The 19,050-nt window shown below is 33.0% G+C and carries 29 protein-coding genes; all 29 read left to right on the top strand.

From position 1 onward, the window contains the following. The first annotated feature begins 19 nt into the window (after positions 1 to 19). Positions 20 to 169: a hypothetical protein gene (locus J2Z80_RS01845; RefSeq protein WP_209452850.1), complete on the top strand. Its 150-nt coding sequence runs from the start codon at positions 20 to 22 to the stop codon at positions 167 to 169. A gap of 112 nt (positions 170 to 281) precedes the next feature. Next, positions 282 to 806, top strand: coding sequence for a transcription termination/antitermination protein NusG (gene nusG / locus J2Z80_RS01840; RefSeq protein ID WP_209452849.1), 525 nt, complete (start codon positions 282 to 284; stop codon positions 804 to 806). A gap of 63 nt (positions 807 to 869) precedes the next feature. Next, entirely contained in the window at positions 870 to 1,670 is an 801-nt protein-coding gene (locus tag J2Z80_RS01835) for an HNH endonuclease signature motif containing protein (RefSeq protein ID WP_209452848.1), read from the top strand. Beyond that, complete coding sequence (locus J2Z80_RS01830; RefSeq protein WP_209452847.1) at positions 1,671 to 1,877, top strand: hypothetical protein; 207 nt, start codon at positions 1,671 to 1,673, stop codon at positions 1,875 to 1,877. 12 nt (positions 1,878 to 1,889) lie between these two features. Continuing rightward, on the top strand, positions 1,890 to 2,198 hold the full coding sequence (locus J2Z80_RS01825) for a hypothetical protein (RefSeq protein ID WP_209452846.1): 309 nt from the start codon (positions 1,890 to 1,892) through the stop codon (positions 2,196 to 2,198). A 13-nt stretch (positions 2,199 to 2,211) separates the two neighbouring features. Continuing rightward, complete coding sequence (locus J2Z80_RS01820) at positions 2,212 to 2,850, top strand: hypothetical protein (RefSeq protein ID WP_209452845.1); 639 nt, start codon at positions 2,212 to 2,214, stop codon at positions 2,848 to 2,850. Positions 2,851 to 2,879: 29 nt separating this feature from the next. After that, positions 2,880 to 5,000 (top strand): SF1B family DNA helicase RecD2, encoded by a 2,121-nt coding sequence (gene recD2, locus J2Z80_RS01815; protein ID WP_209452844.1) that lies wholly within the window; start codon positions 2,880 to 2,882, stop codon positions 4,998 to 5,000. 1 nt (position 5,001) lies between these two features. Continuing rightward, the gene (locus J2Z80_RS01810; RefSeq protein WP_209452843.1) at positions 5,002 to 5,526 is read left to right on the top strand and encodes a hypothetical protein; all 525 of its coding nucleotides are present in this window, start codon (positions 5,002 to 5,004) and stop codon (positions 5,524 to 5,526) included. Between the two features lie 22 nt (positions 5,527 to 5,548). Beyond that, positions 5,549 to 5,953, top strand: a complete 405-nt coding sequence (locus J2Z80_RS01805) for a hypothetical protein (protein ID WP_209452842.1) — start codon at positions 5,549 to 5,551, stop codon at positions 5,951 to 5,953. Positions 5,954 to 6,019: 66 nt separating this feature from the next. Beyond that, positions 6,020 to 6,184 (top strand): hypothetical protein, encoded by a 165-nt coding sequence (locus J2Z80_RS01800; RefSeq protein ID WP_209452841.1) that lies wholly within the window; start codon positions 6,020 to 6,022, stop codon positions 6,182 to 6,184. 1 nt (position 6,185) lies between these two features. Next, positions 6,186 to 6,347 carry a hypothetical protein gene (locus J2Z80_RS01795; protein ID WP_209452840.1) on the top strand — a complete coding sequence of 54 codons (162 nt, stop codon included), beginning with the start codon at positions 6,186 to 6,188 and terminating at the stop codon, positions 6,345 to 6,347. Between the two features lie 40 nt (positions 6,348 to 6,387). Then, positions 6,388 to 6,546: a hypothetical protein gene (locus J2Z80_RS01790; RefSeq protein ID WP_209452839.1), complete on the top strand. Its 159-nt coding sequence runs from the start codon at positions 6,388 to 6,390 to the stop codon at positions 6,544 to 6,546. A 62-nt stretch (positions 6,547 to 6,608) separates the two neighbouring features. After that, entirely contained in the window at positions 6,609 to 6,809 is a 201-nt protein-coding gene (locus J2Z80_RS01785; RefSeq protein ID WP_209452838.1) for a hypothetical protein, read from the top strand. Between the two features lie 40 nt (positions 6,810 to 6,849). Continuing rightward, a complete protein-coding gene (locus J2Z80_RS01780) occupies positions 6,850 to 8,316 on the top strand; it encodes a single-stranded-DNA-specific exonuclease RecJ (protein WP_209452837.1) in 1,467 nt (488 codons plus the stop codon). 214 nt (positions 8,317 to 8,530) lie between these two features. Further along, the gene (locus J2Z80_RS01775) at positions 8,531 to 8,938 is read left to right on the top strand and encodes a hypothetical protein (protein ID WP_209452836.1); all 408 of its coding nucleotides are present in this window, start codon (positions 8,531 to 8,533) and stop codon (positions 8,936 to 8,938) included. Between the two features lies 1 nt (position 8,939). Next, on the top strand, positions 8,940 to 9,392 hold the full coding sequence (locus J2Z80_RS01770; protein ID WP_209452835.1) for a hypothetical protein: 453 nt from the start codon (positions 8,940 to 8,942) through the stop codon (positions 9,390 to 9,392). Further along, complete coding sequence (locus J2Z80_RS01765) at positions 9,385 to 9,849, top strand: Holliday junction resolvase RecU (protein WP_209452834.1); 465 nt, start codon at positions 9,385 to 9,387, stop codon at positions 9,847 to 9,849. Before J2Z80_RS01770 ends, J2Z80_RS01765 begins: the two co-directional genes overlap by 8 nt. A 14-nt stretch (positions 9,850 to 9,863) precedes the next feature. Further along, positions 9,864 to 10,256 carry a hypothetical protein gene (locus J2Z80_RS01760; RefSeq protein WP_209452833.1) on the top strand — a complete coding sequence of 131 codons (393 nt, stop codon included), beginning with the start codon at positions 9,864 to 9,866 and terminating at the stop codon, positions 10,254 to 10,256. A 143-nt stretch (positions 10,257 to 10,399) separates the two neighbouring features. Further along, positions 10,400 to 10,690 (top strand): hypothetical protein, encoded by a 291-nt coding sequence (locus tag J2Z80_RS01755; protein ID WP_209452832.1) that lies wholly within the window; start codon positions 10,400 to 10,402, stop codon positions 10,688 to 10,690. A 4-nt stretch (positions 10,691 to 10,694) separates the two neighbouring features. Then, a complete protein-coding gene (locus J2Z80_RS01750; RefSeq protein WP_209452831.1) occupies positions 10,695 to 11,267 on the top strand; it encodes a hypothetical protein in 573 nt (190 codons plus the stop codon). A 63-nt stretch (positions 11,268 to 11,330) separates the two neighbouring features. Next, positions 11,331 to 12,122, top strand: coding sequence for a sigma-70 family RNA polymerase sigma factor (locus J2Z80_RS01745; RefSeq protein WP_209452830.1), 792 nt, complete (start codon positions 11,331 to 11,333; stop codon positions 12,120 to 12,122). 288 nt (positions 12,123 to 12,410) lie between these two features. Next, positions 12,411 to 12,647, top strand: coding sequence for a hypothetical protein (locus J2Z80_RS01740; protein ID WP_209452829.1), 237 nt, complete (start codon positions 12,411 to 12,413; stop codon positions 12,645 to 12,647). Between the two features lie 109 nt (positions 12,648 to 12,756). After that, the gene (locus tag J2Z80_RS01735) at positions 12,757 to 13,047 is read left to right on the top strand and encodes a hypothetical protein (RefSeq protein ID WP_209452828.1); all 291 of its coding nucleotides are present in this window, start codon (positions 12,757 to 12,759) and stop codon (positions 13,045 to 13,047) included. 15 nt (positions 13,048 to 13,062) lie between these two features. Beyond that, positions 13,063 to 13,452, top strand: a complete 390-nt coding sequence (locus tag J2Z80_RS01730; protein WP_209452827.1) for a hypothetical protein — start codon at positions 13,063 to 13,065, stop codon at positions 13,450 to 13,452. Positions 13,453 to 13,493: 41 nt separating this feature from the next. Beyond that, positions 13,494 to 13,781, top strand: a complete 288-nt coding sequence (locus J2Z80_RS01725) for a PrgI family protein (RefSeq protein WP_209452826.1) — start codon at positions 13,494 to 13,496, stop codon at positions 13,779 to 13,781. 4 nt (positions 13,782 to 13,785) lie between these two features. Continuing rightward, positions 13,786 to 14,550 (top strand): hypothetical protein, encoded by a 765-nt coding sequence (locus J2Z80_RS01720; protein ID WP_209452825.1) that lies wholly within the window; start codon positions 13,786 to 13,788, stop codon positions 14,548 to 14,550. Next, entirely contained in the window at positions 14,522 to 16,351 is a 1,830-nt protein-coding gene (locus J2Z80_RS01715; protein ID WP_209452824.1) for a VirB4 family type IV secretion system protein, read from the top strand. Before J2Z80_RS01720 ends, J2Z80_RS01715 begins: the two co-directional genes overlap by 29 nt. Before the next feature lie 77 nt (positions 16,352 to 16,428). Next, entirely contained in the window at positions 16,429 to 17,016 is a 588-nt protein-coding gene (locus tag J2Z80_RS01710) for a hypothetical protein (protein WP_209452823.1), read from the top strand. Positions 17,017 to 17,047: 31 nt separating this feature from the next. Then, entirely contained in the window at positions 17,048 to 19,033 is a 1,986-nt protein-coding gene (locus tag J2Z80_RS01705; protein WP_209452822.1) for a hypothetical protein, read from the top strand. Positions 19,034 to 19,050: the final 17 nt, after the last annotated feature.

Below are 19,050 nucleotides of genomic sequence, written 5' to 3'. Positions count from 1 at the left end.
AAAAAGAGGTGAAAAAATCATGGAAATAGTCATAGATGGCGTAGTGGATACGAGAGAGAATCCTATTAGTGCCGATGATTTTCTTGATAAGTTCATCGAATGGATAGAAGAAAACCATTGGTATTTTGGCGGTACTGTCAGAGAGTATAACGAGAACGAAGAAGATTAGAAAAATGTAAGGCAAATTAACGGGAAAAGACTGTAGAAAAACAGTCTCTTTTTTTTGCTTAAAAATCGAGAAAAACATTTAATTTTTAATAAGAAGAAAGGACTGAAAAAACATGATAACAGAGACGAAAGAGAAGCCAAAATGGTATGCAGTACAGACGCTTACTAATCACGAAAATAAAGTGAAACAAAAGATAGATATGATAATTCAAAACGGTACTTATAAGAATTTAATATTGCGTGCTGAAGTTCCTACACGGAAGGAAACAGTCAGGCAGAACGGCAAAATAAAAGAAGTTGAGAAAAAACTTTTACCTAGTTACGTACTTGTAAAAATGGTAATGAATCGTGATACATGGTACGTGATTAGGAATATAAAAGGTGTTGTAGGCTATGTAGGACCAGACAGGCAGCCTGTTCCTCTTACAGACGAAGAATTAAAGCGTATTTTTATTTATGACATTAATGATTATGGATTCAACGTAAATGACAATGTGCTTGTGAAAGATGGACCTTTTACAGGCTGTATAGGAACTGTCAAAGAACTTAATAAAAACGGCGTGAGCGTTTATTTGCCAATGTTTTACAGAGAAACAAAAGTAGACTTCAATTACGACCAGTTAGAAAAAATTAGTTAGAAGTATATCTAAATATTGACAAAACATATAAATAGATATACTATATAGTTAAGGGTGATTATTATGGGAGATGTAATTTCGCTACAAAAATCAGAACGTATAGTTGATAATTCTGTTATTCAAGAAGTCAGAAAAGATTATTGTGAATATTGCGGAAAGCCTGGTAAAACACACGTGCATCATGTTAAGACACGTGGCGCAGGAGGAGACGACATAAAGGAAAATCTTATAAATCTTTGTCCTGAATGCCATGCAAAAGTTCATGCAGGTAATATCGATAAATACGAGCTTGTAGTTATAGTTTCAATACGTGAAAAGAAAACGCCTGAAGAAATTTGCAGGATAATAAGGCTTCCTATACCTGATAAATTTCCTGAACATAAAAATACAAATGAACCTTCTTTGGAAGAACTTATTCAGGCATATATAAGCTTAAATGAGCAGGAAATAGACTGTCGCTGGGAAAAAGGACGTATTGCAGACGTACTTTTGCAAAACAATGTAAAGGCAACTTGGATTTCGAGCCAGACAGGTGACAGTCCAGCGCAGATAAGAGAGCTTGCTAAAGTATACAGAGCTTTTCCAGACGAAAGTTTAAGAATACCGACTTTGTCATGGTTTCATCACAGGATTGCTGCCAATACAAACGATCCGCAGAAATGGATCGAGTATGCAGCAAGCCATGAGTTAAGCACACGAGAACTTAATAAGGCTATAAAAGAAGCTGAAAAACAGCCTTTGACGGAAGAAGAAAAGCTTAAAGAAAAGGCGCAGAAGGTTATCAAAGCGTTTGAGGACGTGCAGAAAAAGAACGCAGAGCTTGGAAGGTGGATTTTTGAGGAAATTCAAAAGAGGTGTAAATAAGTGGAAAGAGAAATTTTTAAAAAGATATTAGAGTTGGTTAACGAAGGACATACAGTGTCTTTTGAGGAAGATTTAGGTGGGAACACAATAACAATATATTTAGACGACATACATACGCATTGCGGTGTGCCTGATGGAGACTTTGATACTTTAATTAGAAGTTTGTATGACCTTTTGATTAATAAACGTGGACTTTCATGGGCGTAGAGGTGCTTTAATATGAACAATAAAGATAAGTCAATCTATACTTTGACGGTTCCTTGCAGTGGCGAAAAACACCGGATAAATCTGACAAAAGAAGGAAAATTAAAACTTTTAAATCATACTGATGATGAGATAGAGATTGAATTAGCATTTGGAATGCTTGGTGGTGAACTTCCAGAGTGCTTGAAGATCAAGAAAGCATGGGAAAATGATTCATATAAAAGTGATTTTCACTCTAATGATCCTATTTTAGATTATGCTTTTTCATATTTAAAATTAGCTTTTCACTTATTTCAACAACATTTGTTAAATATTGATTTTTAGAGGTGTTTTAATAATGAACAATAAAGATAAATCAATTTATACTTTAACCATTCCTTGTAGGGGCGAAAAACATCAAATAAGCTTGACGAATAAAGGAAAAACGAAACTTATAAATCATGCTGATGATGAGATAGAAGCTGAATTGGCGTTAGAAAAGCTTGGTGGAGAATTGCCAGAATGTATTAAAATACAAAAAGCTTGGGGAAATGAGTCCTATTATTTGGAACAGCGTGATAATGATTCTGTTTTAGATGAGGCTATTACATATCTTGATTTTGCTTATAATTTTAGAGATTCGTTTAAAAAAAAGATATTAGGCTTGTTTGGAATTATTGTAGCAAGCCTTATGATTTCTGTGATTATATCTTTGATACAACGAACATTTGATTTGTTTTGGATATATACATTTGCATCTGTAAATATAGTTTTTGCACTTTATTATGCTTTTCTTTTTTTGGATAGTTCATCTGAACTTGTAGTGTTTCTTGTGACTTTCATTGTTATAGCAGAATTCCTTTCTTATTTTTACTCATTGTATGATTTCAAGATACTTAGTGGTGTTATGCTTACAATTTTTATGCTTTTATATTTTGTACCTATTATTGGTAAGAAAATCTTGCTTGGATTGGTAAAAGAGATTGAAAAAGATTGAAAAGCCATAATTTTTAAGAAGGTGATATTATGGAGATTGCTAATGCGATTATTGACAGAATAATTTATGAAGCGGACAACTTCACAGTAGCGTCTGTAAAAACTAATAATAATAGATTTGTCGCAACGCTCAATCAACGCTGTAGAAAAGGACAGAAAATGAACCTGCACGGCGATTGGATAGTACATAAAAAATATGGAAGGCAGTTCAAAGTAATACAGACAGAAATACCTGAAAATATTACAAGCTCAGACATAGAGATTTTTTTACAGAACATAAAAGGAATAGGACCAAAACGTGCAAAGAAAATAGCTGATACATTCGGCAGAGATGCAATCGAAATAATCGAAAAAGAACCTGCAAGACTTAAAGAAATAGGCATACCAGAAAGCACGATAGAAAGAATACGTAAAGAAATAGTTGAAAATAAAGAGTTTAATAAAATTAAATTGTCACTTCTGCCATTAGGCTTGTCATTGAACACTATTAAAAAAGCTTATGACAAATACAAAGAAAATACGCTAAACATGATAAAACAGAATCCATATAGAGTAGCCGAAGACATTAGTGGAATAGGTTTCATAAAGGCTGATGAAATTGCGAAAAAAGTCGGAATAGAACACGACAATGTTTACAGAATCCAGTCAGGCTTAAAATACTGCTTGTATCAGGCAAGTATGCAAGGACATTTATATCTGCCTATAACAACGCTTTGCAATACAGCATCAAAAATGCTTGGAATAAGCTACATGAAGGTTTTTGAACAGGCACAATATCTAAACCATATTAAGGACGTATATGATGACAACGGAAATGTGTATTTAGCATTTAATTATGATGAAGAAACTTTTATAGCGGATAAAATTTTGAGAATGCTAAATGCAAATGTAAAGGAAGTTAAAAATGTTGACAAGTTAATTCAGGAAGTTGAACTTAAAAATGATATTAAATATGCAGACAAACAGATAGAGGCTATAAAGAAATCTTTAAACAGCAATATATCAGTTATAACAGGCGGTCCTGGAACGGGTAAGACTACGATAGTAAATGCACTTCTATATATCTTAAAAGCAAATAAATATGATGTTGCTCTTGCTTCTCCGACAGGCAAAGCAGCCAAAAGACTTGAAGAAACCACTCGAAAAGAAGCAAAAACAATTCACAGGTTACTTGAATGTAAATTTGATGAAAAAATGAAACATGTCAGATTTGATCGTAATGAGCAAAATCCTCTTGATGCTGACACAGTGATAATTGATGAAACTTCTATGATAGATAATGATCTTATGTTTCACCTTTTGAAAGCCTTAAAAGACAATACAAAATTAATTCTTGTCGGAGACGTAGATCAGCTTCCGTCAGTAGGTGCAGGAAATATTTTAAAAGATATAATAGAGTCTGGAAAAGTGCCTGTAACAAAGCTTGATGTTATATTCAGGCAGAAAGGAATGTCTTCGATAATAACTAATTCAAAACTTATTAATGAAGGTAAAAAGCCTGAATTTAACAATAAAGATTTCATATTTTACGACTTGATAAGTCCTCAACAAATAGTGCAGGAATTTGTAAAGGAACTTAAGAGCGGTAAATCGCTTGATGACGTACAGATTTTAACGCCTATGAAAAAGACTGATATAGGTACGTTAGAATTAAACAAATTAGTGCAGGAAGCAATAAATCCAGCACGTTTAGGCAAAGAAGAAATAAAGTACGGAGAAAAATTGTTCAGAGTAGGCGACAAAGTTATGCAGACATCGAACAATTATGAAAAAGAAATCTTTAATGGAGATACAGGATATGTAAAACGTGCTTATACAAATGATGACGGTGTCAGGTGCATTGAAGTTGACTTTGATGGACGTAATATAAAACTTATTGAGGGAGAATTGAAAGACATAATGTTAGCTTATGCAATTACCGTTCATAAGAGTCAAGGCAGTGAATATGACACTGTTATAATGCCAATAACGACCAGTCACTACATTATGCTTAAACGTAATTTGATTTATACAGGCGTTACAAGAGCGAAAAAGACAGTTAAGATATTTGGAAACAAAAAAGCAGTAAACATTGCTGTACGTACAATTGACAGCTCAAAGCGTTATACGGGCTTAAAAGAAAGGCTGAATGGAAATAAGGAGGAATTCTGACATGCTGATAATTGCTTCATTTATAGCTTTTATTTTGTCTCTCATAGTCTACTTTTTGCTTCGCAATAAAAAATATAAGGATATTGCAGGTATTATATCTGGAATAATGCTTTTAGTATGGTGTGGTTCAATGTTAATTAGTACAATTTTGAGCTTTGTATTGCCTTACAAATATGAAACAAAAATTGTAAGTGTTAAGCCAATATTTTCAGTAGAAAGTGGAAATAAGGTTAATGGTACTTTTGTGCTAGGTACAGGCAGCATTGATCAAACCATCGTCTATTACTATTATGTGCAAGAAAAAGAAGGAATTAAATTAGAAAGTGCTGACAGTGATAATGTATATATAGTGGAATCTAATAAAAAACCTGTAATTGAAACTGTTGTTGAAAAGCCAGTATATACTTATCACTGGATAGGAAAAATTATTGGATTATCTTCTGCGCACGTGCCTGTGACTTATTATAAACTTATAGTTCCTAGAAATACGGTTAAAAAAGTGTTTGATTTGCAATTGAGAAATTAAGATAAGTAAAGGAGGAAGTCAAATGATGCCTATTCTTAATAAAACTGAAAAGTTTGTATTATATTTTTTAATGTTTTTGTTTTTAGGATTTTGGATTGCAATAATTTGTTGGTTAGGTGTTGATATTATTCATGATTATAATTCTGATAATGCAAAAACTTTAAATTCTTTGCAATGGCAAACAAATAAAGATATTAATTTTATACGTATTGAGAAAGTACCAGAACAAGATAATCAAATGTATGTTACAATAGCTTTTCAAGAACAAGGTCAACTTCAGACAATTTCAACGTATGCTAAAATCAATATAATAAAAGGTAATCAGGCTTATATAAAGTATAAATATTTGCCTAAAGATAGCAAATATCTGAAAAAAGGGTACTATGATGTACAAATTTTTGTGCCTAAAAACTATCAATTCCAATAAGGAAGTGTTTTTGTAATGCAAAAAAACAATAAGTGGAATTTCACGTTTTAAGAAGGAAGTGAAAAGATGGAAATGTTATCGCTAGTTTCTTTGATTGCGTTGTTCATACTGTTAATTATTTTTTCATTCGTTAAAGAAAACATGATTTTAGATTTTGCAGTGCTTGCAGCTTCTTCTTTGGCATGTGTTTTGACAGTTGCATATTTTGTTTTGAGCAAAGGAGGACGATAAAATGCAGGATGATAATATAGTTATATATTTTTTAAGTGCATTCTTTTTTGTTGTATTTTCAATCATATGTTTAGAATCTTTTCCTATGCTTGTAGCAATTATTATGATATTGATAGGATTGATTTTCCTTCTAAATGATATTAGAAATAACAAAAAAAGGTAAATATCTTTTGTTGGTTTAGACAAACTGAGGAGATGATAAAATGCAAGTAGAAATAGAAAGTGAAAAAGGACGCAAAGCCAAAGGTGAACTTATAAAGGAGTATGAGCATTTCTATTTGATCCAACTGCCTAAATATCGTACAACAGTTTCTAAATCAGACGTTTTGTGCGGTTTCGTGAAAATTAATTTTTTGCATTAATTCTGACATAATTGTTTTTGTGAAATTGATAAGATCTAAATATCAATAGAAAGGATATTGTTATGCGTAATGTAATTAAGTATCTGAAAGATAGAAAAATAGATACATTGACATATTTTTTTCTTGCTTTTTGTTGGTTTTTCCTTTTGGTAGAAATTGTTTTAGGTCAATATAGACCAACTAAAATAGCTATAGAATTAATGTATTTTTTGCTGGCTTTGGATTCTTTTACGCATGCATTGAAAAATACAGAGAGCAAATAGTTTCTCATTAGGAGATGATAAATATGAGGAGATGATAAATATGCTTTGGCAGTACAATTCCAATACAAAACCAGAGCTTAACAGAACATATCCAGTACAGCCTAATATCATGCCTATAAATGATTTGGTACAGGCAATATCAGGCTTTAATAAGGTTGCAATTTTTGGTGATTATGATGTAGATGGTATATGCTCTAGTTTGATACTTAAAAAGGCTTTGGACAGGCTTGGCATAAAAAATATAATACGCCTTCCAGAACGTACAGAAGGCTATGGACTAAAGCCTGAACATGTAAAAGAACTTAAACAAAAAGGCTTTGATACCATTATAACAGTAGACAATGGTATAACAGCCTTTGAAGCAGCAGAGGAAGCAGAAAAGCTCGGTGTTAAATTGATAATAACAGACCACCATGAACCTAAAAGTGTACTGCCAAAAGCATATAAAGTTTTTGATCCAAAACTATATGATAATACATACAAAGATTATGCAGGTGCAGGCGTAGCATTTTTGATCGCAAGAGAGTTGTTGAAAACAAAAAATGAGCCTGTTATGATTGATATGATTGAGTTGGCAGGACTTGCTACTGTTGCGGATATAGTGCCTTTGGATTCAAACAACTGGTATATAGCTCGTAAAGGACTTGAGTATATAAGAAAAAGTCCTGTTAAAGGCATTAAAGAAATTTTGAAGATAGCAGACAGAAAGTCCGAAGAAGTCAATGGATTTGATTTGGGCTGGGTAATAGCACCTCGAATAAATGCCTGTGGTCGCTTGCAAAGTCCTGTATTAGGTTTAAATTTGCTTCTGAATGGTACTGGTGCTGAAACTGTCGAAAAACTTAATCAGAAACGATTAGAATTAGTAAAAAGGTATGTGGAGAATATTAAGGATAATGATAATAAATTTCTAATATACATATTTAGAAATTGTCCTAAAGGCATAATAGGACTTATCGCTGGACGTATTTCAGAAATGTTTCAAAAGCCTGTATTGATAGGTATATTGCAATATGAACAGGTAACAGCGTCTGTTAGGACATACGGTGAATTTGATTTATTGCAGGCATTTGAGTATGCTTCAAAAAATCTTGATATAATGTATGGCGGACACAAGGCTGCCTGCGGTGTTTCCTTTAATATAAGAGATGCTAAAAGGCTTCAGGAGGCTTTAAATAAGTATTTTGAAGAAAATCCAATAAAACAGGAAATTAATCTGCTTGATGGTGTACTTTTAAAAAAGCCTGTTTTAGAAGAATTAAAAAGCTTTGATGATTTTGAGCCTTTTGGATACAAAAATCCTGAACCTGCATTTCTGATCAATGGAACTGTTACGGACATTAAAGAAACTGTAAAATGGCGTATGATAAACATTAATGGTGAGTTTAATATATTTGTTAATGGAACTTATAATACAGGCGACAATGTAAAACTTATTGTGAGACCTTATATTAATGGCAATTATATTAGTTTTAAGGTACTTGATGAAAAGCCTGAAATAGTGTAATAGTGAGATTGATAATGAGACTGCAAAAAGCAGTCTTTTTTTGTATAAAAACTTAAAAAGGACGTGTTAAAGCATGGTTAATATATATCAAGCGGAACTACTGCATTAGCAGCAAATGAACTAGGTTTGGACTGTTATGGTCTTGAAAGAGATTTGGAAAGTTGGAATATATGTATGGAGAGACTTAAAAACATAATGGAAGGAGGAACGCTTGTTGGTTGATTATTTGATTTTGATTTTTGCTTTATTGTTTTTAAACGAAAAGACATTTGGCATGTATTCGGAATATATTAGACCTGCGATTTTGGGTATTGTATTAGCTTGTTTTGCTGTTAATAAGCCTGTTGTGGTGCAGTTGCAGTTACTTGCGTTAGGTTTTTTTGTATCTTATTTTGTTTTAGGCTTTGTGTTTGAATTTACTTTTGATTTAAAAGCGAAGAAATTTGTCAACAAGGACATAGAGATACCTTTTGAGATACATAAGTTTGAACGGACGGCTATCGTAATTGATGATATGCCTTTTTTTGTAGAAGCTTTAAGCGACCTGAAAGAAGGCGATATAGCAAAAGTAGTGAGATATAAAGATTATGTATTATATGTTGATAAGACAGGAGGAAAGTAGGATGGATAAGATTAAAAAATTCCTTTTGCGTTGTTGGTATTATCCGACTTTTCAGGATTTCTATAATGATAAATATAAGATAGAGGATATTCTTTCTACAATGGCAATAATTAGATTTGTTCTATCAGTAATATTAGGCAGCATTATAGGTACAATTATAATATTTAATGGCAAAAGTAATTTTATTGTGGGGTTTATAGTTGCTTCAATTATTACCTTCTTAAATTTCTTTTTATGGGTGCCTAATACTCAAAAACAGTTCGATGTTTTAAAACAAGAAGAAATTAAGAATCAAGAAAATACAGTAATTGATGATTTGGCAGAGATTAAAGAAATTGCAATAACACTTTTGCCTGATACGAGTAATGAGATTCAGGATCAGCTTTTGCAAATATGCTTGCTTGTAAATAGAATAGAAAAGCAGTTGTATCAAAAGCAGAAGGAGAGTGCGTGAATACATGCAAAAAGGCGGTGCGTTAGAAGAATTAATAGAAAATATGAGTATGCAATTAAGGATACTTGGACAAGGAGTTTTGTTAAAACAAAATGTACTGTGGGTGACATATGGCAATAGGACGTTTCCTAAAAAAGGTGCGCCTGTTGACTTTCTTGGTGTTGTAAAAGGCATACCTGTTGCAATAGAGTGCAAAGAAACAGTATCGGACAGGATACAGTTTTCTGAAACACATTTCTCAAGTAAAGAAAAAGCTTTTCTGTCAGACTTTGAGAAAGCTGGCGGAAAGGCTTTTATAGTTTTTGCTTTTTGGAAGTCTAATGGACTGTATATTGTTAAACATGCTGACTTTGAGGAATATAATAAGCAATCAATAACTGATAAGGCATGTAAAATGCTTGGTAAAAAGCTCAATATGAACGTCAATGAGTTTGTTGAGTTTGTGAAAAGTGCGTGAAAGGAGAATTGCGTATGGAAAAGATAGTGTTGAAATTAAAGAATGCAAAAATAATGTTAAAGGGAAATGTTGCAAGTCAAGGTATTTTGGTACTGACCGATAATGTAGAAAACATGAAGAAAGAAATATACGAGCAAAATAACGATGCTGAAATAGCTTCGTTTGATGATGATGATTTGTTTATCAAATTGTATTCGGAACAAAAGAAACCTTTATTCATTGTTTCGACTGTTGATGAATACAAAAAATGGCAAGCTTTAAAGTTTCCTGTAATTATCTCTGATATTAAAAATGTTGATGATGTTTTAGAAATGGATTGGTGTGTTACTTATGAGTTTGATGGACTTAAAGTTAAATTTAATACGGTCTTTGATAGAAACGATAATAAGGCTCTTATTTTGATTTAAGTAGGAGATTGTGGAAATGAAAATTATAAAGATTATCAAAATTTTTTTAAAGGCTTCAAATAAAGATAAGAAAGAAATAGTCAAATATTTCTATAAAAAAGAAAAAACAAAAGCTTATTGATTATTTTTTTGGTTTTGCGGTTGTGAACAAGTATTATATTGATGATCTCAAAGGAAATATAGAGTTATACAAAATTTCAATAATGGCAGGTAGATTTGGAAAAGGTGTTTTGTTTTCTCAACTATCTGCTAGACGTATAAATGATATTGTTAATGCTCTTAAAGAGAAAAAAACAAAATTTGAGTTAACAATTGACTATGGATGTGGGGCTTATCAAACTTATATATTTAACAGATATCAGCAAAAGTGTCTTTTAAGAGAATTAGAAGAAATAATAAAAACAGAAAAATCTATTATGAAAATCAGGAGATGAAAGCGTGAACATTTTTGAATTAATAAATGAAGATAAACAGGAAAAATTAGTGCAACAAGAATTTGCAATCATGCTCAATAATAAAAAAATAAAATTAGCATTTGATGTGATGCAATATGGTGTGTTGGTACTGACGAAAGAAAATAAAATTGATAAATTGATGGAAGAAGTGAAAGTGCAGATTCAGAATATTCCAGTAGTTACGTGCAAAGGAAATTATTTTTGCTTTGGCAGCGAAAAAATAAGAATAAAAAATCCTCGTGTATTAGATGACGTATTGGAAACAAAACTGGCAGAGCCGTTTGTGTTGTTATGGCACAAAGAAAAACAATTTTTTGACTTAAGAATGTATTCAAGAGTTCATTCATATGCTCTTTTTACATTTGATGTGCCTAGAAAAAATTCATTTTATGATACATATGAAATAATGTTAATTGATAAAGAAGTTTTTAATGTCGATGTATATAAGCAATGCTTTGATTTTGATATTTTGGTTAAAGGTTCAAGTATTAAGGATCTTGTTGGTATCAGTGTCAGAGGCAGAGGCTTAAGTGCAGACTCGTTTGTCGTATTTTGACAGGCTTAAAACCTGTCTTTTTTTTTGTGTATATGAAATTCATTTTAGGGAGGAATAAAAAGTATGAGTAAAGTGCTGACACGTAAAGAAGAAGCTGAACTCTTTAAAAGACTGCGTAACGGTGATAAGAGTGCAAAGGATATATTAGTCGAACATAATATGAGACTTGTACAGAAGATGGCAAGCAAACTATCAAAGCCTGGATTTGAGTTTGATGATCTCGTTCAGGAAGGCTTGATAGGCTTGCTTACAGCCATAGATAAGTATGACTATACAAGAGGATATAAGTTTTCTACATATTCAGTGTGGTACATAAGGCAGAGAATACAGCGTTATATGAAAAACACATCTAAAAGCGTTAGACTTCCTATTCACATCCAAGAAAAAATAAATAAAGTATTGTCAACTATGTATGATCTTGAACAGAAAAATGGTGAAAAACCTACTGTGAAGGAAATTGCTGTTGAAATGAAGCTTGATGAAAATACTGTTGGAAAGTATTTAAAACTTGCCGAAAGTGTTGCTAGTTTAAATCAATATGTTGATGATGAAAAGTGTGATGCAGAATTAATCGATTATCTGGTAGACGAAGAAGTTGATATAGAAAATGAAACGATAAATGAACAGCTTAAACAGGAAATTGATAAGGTACTTGATATACTGCCTGAAAGGGAACGCTTGATATTAGAACTGCGATTTGGAATAGGTACTGAAGAACCTATGACTTTAGAGCAGATAGGGAATATGCTTGGATTGACAAGAGAGCGGATAAGGCAGATAGAGATAAAGGCTTTAAAAAAATTAAGGCGTGATAAGATGTGTCAGAAGTTAAAAGAGTATTGGCAGGAAATATAATGTGCGTGTTATAAGGACATGTATAGAAAATATGCGGGTTTATATCCACTGCATGAAGACGTGATGTTAAAAGGATAGAAAATTGGAAAATACTTCAAGGTATGCGCATATCTTTTTCTGTGGATAAAAAGGAGTGATGGATTTTGTTGTTAGGATTTGTGATGGGACTGTTTGTTGGAAGTTTTTTAGGTGTATTGTTTATGTCATTGTTTTTTATTACGAAAAATCTTTAAGCAGGCTTGAACGCTTGTCTTTTTATGCCTAAAATTTTTAAAGGAGGTTTTACAAATGTTATCACAAAAATGTGAAGGATGCTTTAAGGCAGAAAAAGGACAATGTACGGTTTTTATGTCTCCTGTGTTCCAGTGGAGAGATGGACGGAAATGTTTTGGATTTGTTGATGATCCAGCAGTGATGTTTAGGATGTATGAGGATATGTACAAGTATAATTTGGATAGAAATAATGATGTTTCATTGATAAAAAGAAATATAGAGCGGTATCAGAAACTTGTAGGGCAGGCTTAAATGCCTGCTTTTTTTATGCTTGTAAGGAGGTGAGTTTTTAGGCATTAAATCAGGACTGCTAATGCGAAAGATCAACCTTCCTGAAAAATTCTAAAAAGAAGGTGGTGGCATGACAACAGCAACGGTTACGCCTCAAGAATTCGGCAGTAAAGTAGCACAAGTTATTACACTTTTATCTCAAACATTTGGAAATATAATACTTCCATTTGCGTCATTGGCTATGATAGTTTCTATAGTTCTTTTTATCGCTGGAAGTTTATTTCATTCATCTACAGTGAGAAGAATGGGCATAGCTGGCATAATGTCAGTTGTGTTAGGCGTAATATTGTATTTTTCGATTCCTTTAATTTTTGCTTTGTTGCGTTCTATAAGTCAGCCTTTAAATGTTTCTATGCTGTAAAGGAGGTGAAATGCCTTGAATAGATTTGTTAAAGGATTTATAAATGGCTTTAAATCAATTTATTATATTGCGCCTGCAATGTTTTTTATGCCATCTTTAGTTTTAGCAGGTACCACTGCTACTGATACTACTCAAGTGGCAAACAGCATAATACAAACTGTCGGACAATTTGCAATGCCAATAGGTATGGCACTTGTATTTGTAGGCTTGCTTATATCCACAATAAAAATAATTGCGAGTCATGGAAAAGCGCAGAAAAGGTCTGAAGCACTTGAAGGAATAGGATGGCTTATAGGTGCAACTATAGGACTTGGCCTAATTATAACGATTTTTGGTGCAATTGTTACTTTGTCTGGTTATACAAAAGTAAAAAGTCAAATTCAAAGTTATTCGCCATTATCTTAATGGAGGCACACAGCCTCCTTTTTTTGTTGGAGGTGATGTAATTGAGAAATTTTTCTATACCATTTGAATTTGAGCATGAGGAAAAATTGTTTTGGGGCATGTCAGCAAGACAACTTGTATATTTAGGTATATTTGTTGCAACTTTCTTTTTTTGTATTACTGTGCCTTTGTTTTCGTGGATAGTAAGAGCATTGACAGTTCTTTTGGTGCTTATAGGATGTTCTTTGTGCGCTTTTTTAAAGGTAGATGGCGTATATTTTGATAAATTTGTAATGATATATTTTACGCATAGATCCCGTAATAAGAAATTTCTGAACGAAAGGAGTTAATATAGTGTTTGTAGCAATTACAATACTTTTTGGTGTGCTGTCTGTTCTTGTTGTAATTGGCGGTGTGCTTTATATGAGATTTTCTGACAGCCGTTCATCTTTACGAAGAATAAAACAACCAAAACAAAAAACTCAGGAATTTGAAACGGATAAATCTAAAAAAGCTAATTTAAAGGATATATGGGAAGTTACGGATATACGTGACGGTATTATATACATGAAAGGAAACAGATATGCTGCTATCTTGAAGATAGGATCGGTGGACATAAGATTGTTGTCAGATGATGAACAGACAATAATAGAAAATATACTTATAAGGACTGCACTTCCGCTTACATTGCCTATACAGTTTGTAGTTGCGACAGAAAGAGTAGAAGCGGATAATACAATAAATGATATTGTAACTGCAATGAATAATAATGATTATCCTTTAAAAGTAAAAGCATTTGCAAGAGAAACAATAAACTATTTGAACGAACTGATGCAGAATAAAAACATAAATGTGCGAAGCAATTATCTGGTAATAACATATGAAGGAGAACTTGAAAAAGCATACAGTGAACTTAACAGGTTATGCCAGATAATGATTAATGAAATGAAGAGCATAAAAATTAAATCAGAAAGACTTTCATCGAGTGCAATTTTGGATTTGCTGAATTCATGCATAAACAATAAAACAGTTAAGCCATCAGAGATAGTTGATAATGGCGGATTTGAGCTGTACGTAGGAGGTGTCTCAAATGTGGAAGAAGAAACAAGAGAAAATTGAAAGCGATGAAATAGAATTGAGCGATAATGTTGCTGATCTGCACGATCTTTTTATTCCAGACGGATTATTGGAAACTAAAGATTATTTATATTTAGGACCTGAAAATTATGTCAGAACCTTTGTGGTATCTGTATATCCACGTGAAATATATTTAGGCTGGCTTGATGACTTGTTTTCAATAGAAGGCATTTCGCTTACAACGTATATTGAGCCTGTGCCTGATGACAAAGTTGCTAAAAATCTTAAGAAAAAACTTGATTCTGTGCTTACAGAAATATATTCAAGAGAAAAAAACGGAGATATTACAAACATGCCTGAACTTACAACAATGCGTGATGACCTTTTGTCAGAGCTTACTGCTGTTCAAACTAACCGTGACAAAATGTTTTATATAACAATATTTTTAAGGCTTCGTGCAAAAAATGAAGAAGATCTTGAAAACAAGACTTATTTGCTGGAAAGCTTATTGGCACGTAAAGCAACGTATTTAAGAAGCTTGACTTTCAGGCAGATAGAAGGTTTTAAGAGCGTGCTTCCTACAGGAAATATATATGTGACTGACTTTAAAAGGAATGTTACAACAGGCGGAGTTGCAGCTATGTTTCCTATTTCAAATCCTGACATGACACATCATGATGGTATACCTCTCGGGAAAAACCTTTTTACACGTTCACCTGTTTTTATGAATAACTTTGCAGTTCCTGACAGGCTCAACAATCAGCATATTGCAATATTCGGCATACCTGGTTCTGGCAAGTCAGTGGCACTTAAGCACATGTTGGCACAGTATGTGATACAAGGCAAAAAAGTGGTTGTTGTTGATCCTGAAGGTGAATACAAGAAACTTATAAGCGATATGCTTGAAGGCGAATATATAACAATAAAATCAGGAACACCGACAGGAATTAATCTGTTTGATCTGGAACTTGATTTGGACGAGTATGGAAGAGAAACAGTAGACCTTATGACAAAAGTTGCAGAAATAAGAGGAATATTAGGTGCAATATCAAGAAACTTTAATGGCAGACCGTTAAATGCACTTGAAATTGTTGCTATAGAACAGGCAGTATTAGAACTTTACAATGAACGTGATATAAGAGACGGTGAGCCTGAAAGCCTGTATCAGGAAGGCGGAATACAGGACGGAGACAAGTTTATATTAGGCAAGATCAAAAAGAAAATGCCGACATTGTCAGAGTTTCAGGCAAAATTAAGCAAGAAGAAAAACGCACAGGAACTTTCAGAAATACTTATACCTTTTTTAAAAGGCGGTTCAATGGGCTTGTTTGACTGTGAAACATCTATTGATTTGAAATCTCACATAATAGGATTTAATTTTTTTGATATAAAGGATGAGTTTACAAAATTCTATGCAACGTATGTATTGCTTTCATGGGTATGGCAGAATTTTGTACAGAGACAAAGGCATATTGACAAAATAGTCGCTAATGATGAAACATGGATGTTTGTCAAGTATCCTGAAGCTGCGCTTTTCTTAAATGATCTTGCAAGGCGTGGCAGGAAACATCATGCATCGTTGATTGTTGCAAGCCAATTTATAGATGAATTTTTGTCAAACGAAGAAGGACGTGCAGTTATAAAGTCCTGCGCAACTGTTATGCTTATGCGTCAGCATCCATCAGCAGTAGATCAGGTTACTGAATTTTTCAGCCTGTCAGAAGGAACAAAAAATTTGCTTGAAACATTCAATCCAGGTGAATGCATACTTTCCTTAAACGGAAACGTAACTGCTGTTGCTGTGGAACCTACATCTTATGAATGGCCATACATTACAACTTAGTACATCTGTATATTGACAAAACATATATGTAGATGTACAATTAATATAAAGTACAGCCTATATGGAGGTTGATATGTATGGGCGTTATAGCTTTGATATTTTTTGTTGAAACTTTCTGGAAACAGATATTGATTGCAATAATATCTGCTGTTGCTATAGAATTTATTTTTCCGTTCTTTTTTAAAGCTTTATTCAAGAGTTTAGGCTTTGTATTTCTTCCAGTAATAGTTGTGTTAGGTAAAGGTACCGATTTGCTTATACAGTGGGGTATAATATCACCTTCCGTAAATAATGAATTTACTGTAAGATTTATTGTTGTATTAGCATCAATACTCACGCTTATTTCAACTTTCTTTTTATCCATTGTAAAAGAAGATGAATGGAATTATGAACTTTCTACAGGTATGTCGATTAACAATGCAATAGGTGTTAATGAAAAAAGGCTTTTGCTGCAAGGAAGAATACCGCCTGAACGTCCTGGAGTTACTAAAGAATACATAGAGCAGCTTGCGAACTCTATGGGTTTAACTATAAAAAATAACAAAGTAGAACCTGTGTCAATGTACGCTCTATCAATACAAGAAAAATTGTTGCCTAGTGGTGAAACTAAACTTAGGAAAACTGGAATAGGTTTTGATTATCCTGATAAGACATTTGTTAAATAACAAGTGTCTTTTTTTTTATGGAGGTGATTCTTTGAAAAAAGTAATATCAATACTGCTTGTATCAATAATTTTAATTGTTTATTTAATTCCTTTTACGGCATTTGCATCATCTGAATTTGACAGCATGATAAGCCAGCTTGAAAACGGAGAAAAAGTCAATGTTTCAATAGCGTCTAAAGATGGAAACTATGACAGCATTACAAGTGATGAATATAATAGGATATTAAATGCAGTAAAAAAATATTCAATAACAATAAATACGTCTGAATATGATTCCAGCAGTAATTTGCCGACAATATTAAATTTAGACAATTTCATGGTCGAAATAAGCAAAGATCAGGCACAGTCACTTATTAGTGCAACTGAAACAGACAGCACGACACCTAATCCTAATGATCCTACGCCTGAAACAAACACAGCACAGACATTACTCGACAAAATAAATTCTGAAAACGGAAGTGTATTTGAAAAGATTATAGCTGGCGTCATAGCAGACTTTGCAACATCAGTTATGACAGTACTTCAAAAATGGACAGGCATAAAATCACTTAACAGTTTGCTTTATAATGGTTTTGAAAAACCTGATGATTTGCTGCCTTTAGGAAGTGATCAATGGAATGTTATAAATCAGTGGTTTCCAATTATGACTACATTGTCATATGGACTTGCAATTATACCTTTGTTTACGGCAATATTTAAGACTATGTATGTTTCGATAAATCCTAAAGCAAAAGCAGAAGCAAAAGAAAGTATAATGAGGCTCTTTACTTTTGGTATATTTACAGGATTGTCACTGTTATTTATACATGTGCTTTTGTATATTAACAATTCAATTGTATATTTCTTTGCTCAAAATGTTTTACCTACAAAGAGTCCTGACAGCGTTTTAGGAATGAATGGAGTATTGCAGGATGTAAAAACAGGCAGTGCATTAGCAACAGCAATGATAATTGCATTGTTTGTCTATATAAATGTAAGGATAAGTATTATGTTTATAATACGTAAATTTATACTTATTACATTTATTATCTTTACACCTATAATGTCTGTACTGTGGGCGATAAATAAAAATATTAATGCTGCCAGTGTGTGGTTTGGCGAGATTGTAACAAATATTTTTATGCAATCTTTTTATGCTTTTGTTTTTCTTGTATTTTTGTCAATAGTTTCTACAGGAAAGTGGTTTGAATGCCTTATATGGGCTTTAACATTGATGCCTTTGGCGGAAGCTTTAAGAAATTCGCTTCAAGGACTTATGACGAGACTTTCAGGTGTTGATGAATATGGTGTAGCTGGTGCAGGTATGACTTTTCTTGGTTTAGGTGCTTTGCCTTCGGCAGCAAATACTATTATGAGCCAATTTAAGCCTTCAGCAGCACATCAAGGTGTTGCCAGTGCTATGGCAGCGATGAATAGTAATAGTACAGGCAGTAACAGTGGTGCAGGTATTGTATCAGGAATGGAAGCAGGTACAGCAGGTGCAGCTAATAGTGCAACTGGTACAGTCAATATGAGCAGTACCAGCAGTAATGCAGATACAAACGGAAGTATAAATGTTACAGGTACTTCAGGTCCGTCAGGAGGTGTAATAGGTGAAAATAAGCAAATAGATCCAGTTGCAGCAGGTTATATGTTAAAATCTTTAAATGCTGGAAGTAAAACAGGACATTATGCACAACGTGCAGGATCATTTGCAAGGATTGCAGGTTTGCCAGGCGGAACTGAAGGTATGCGTCAAGTCCAAAATTTAGTAAATAGAGGAAGTCAGTTCGTTGCATTTGGTACTGGAACTGTTTCAACTTTGTACAATGCACATAAATATGCTAAAGAAAATAATCTTGAAGGCGGTACAAAGGAAGCTTTAAAAAATATGACAGGTGCAAAATCCACCAGAGAAGCGATATTTAAAACGGCAAGTGTCAATTTTTCAAATGCTTTTTCATCACCTGCGAGAGTACAGCAAAAACTAAATGATTATGGTGTTAATACATCTTTAGACGGAATGAGATGGAAATAAGGACTTAATAGTCCTTA

Source organism: Thermoanaerobacterium butyriciformans (genome assembly GCF_017874545.1).
Classification (GTDB): domain Bacteria; phylum Bacillota; class Thermoanaerobacteria; order Thermoanaerobacterales; family Thermoanaerobacteraceae; genus Thermoanaerobacterium; species Thermoanaerobacterium butyriciformans.
Note: the sequence above shows the minus strand (reverse complement) of the source record. Positions and strands in the feature narration are given on the sequence as shown.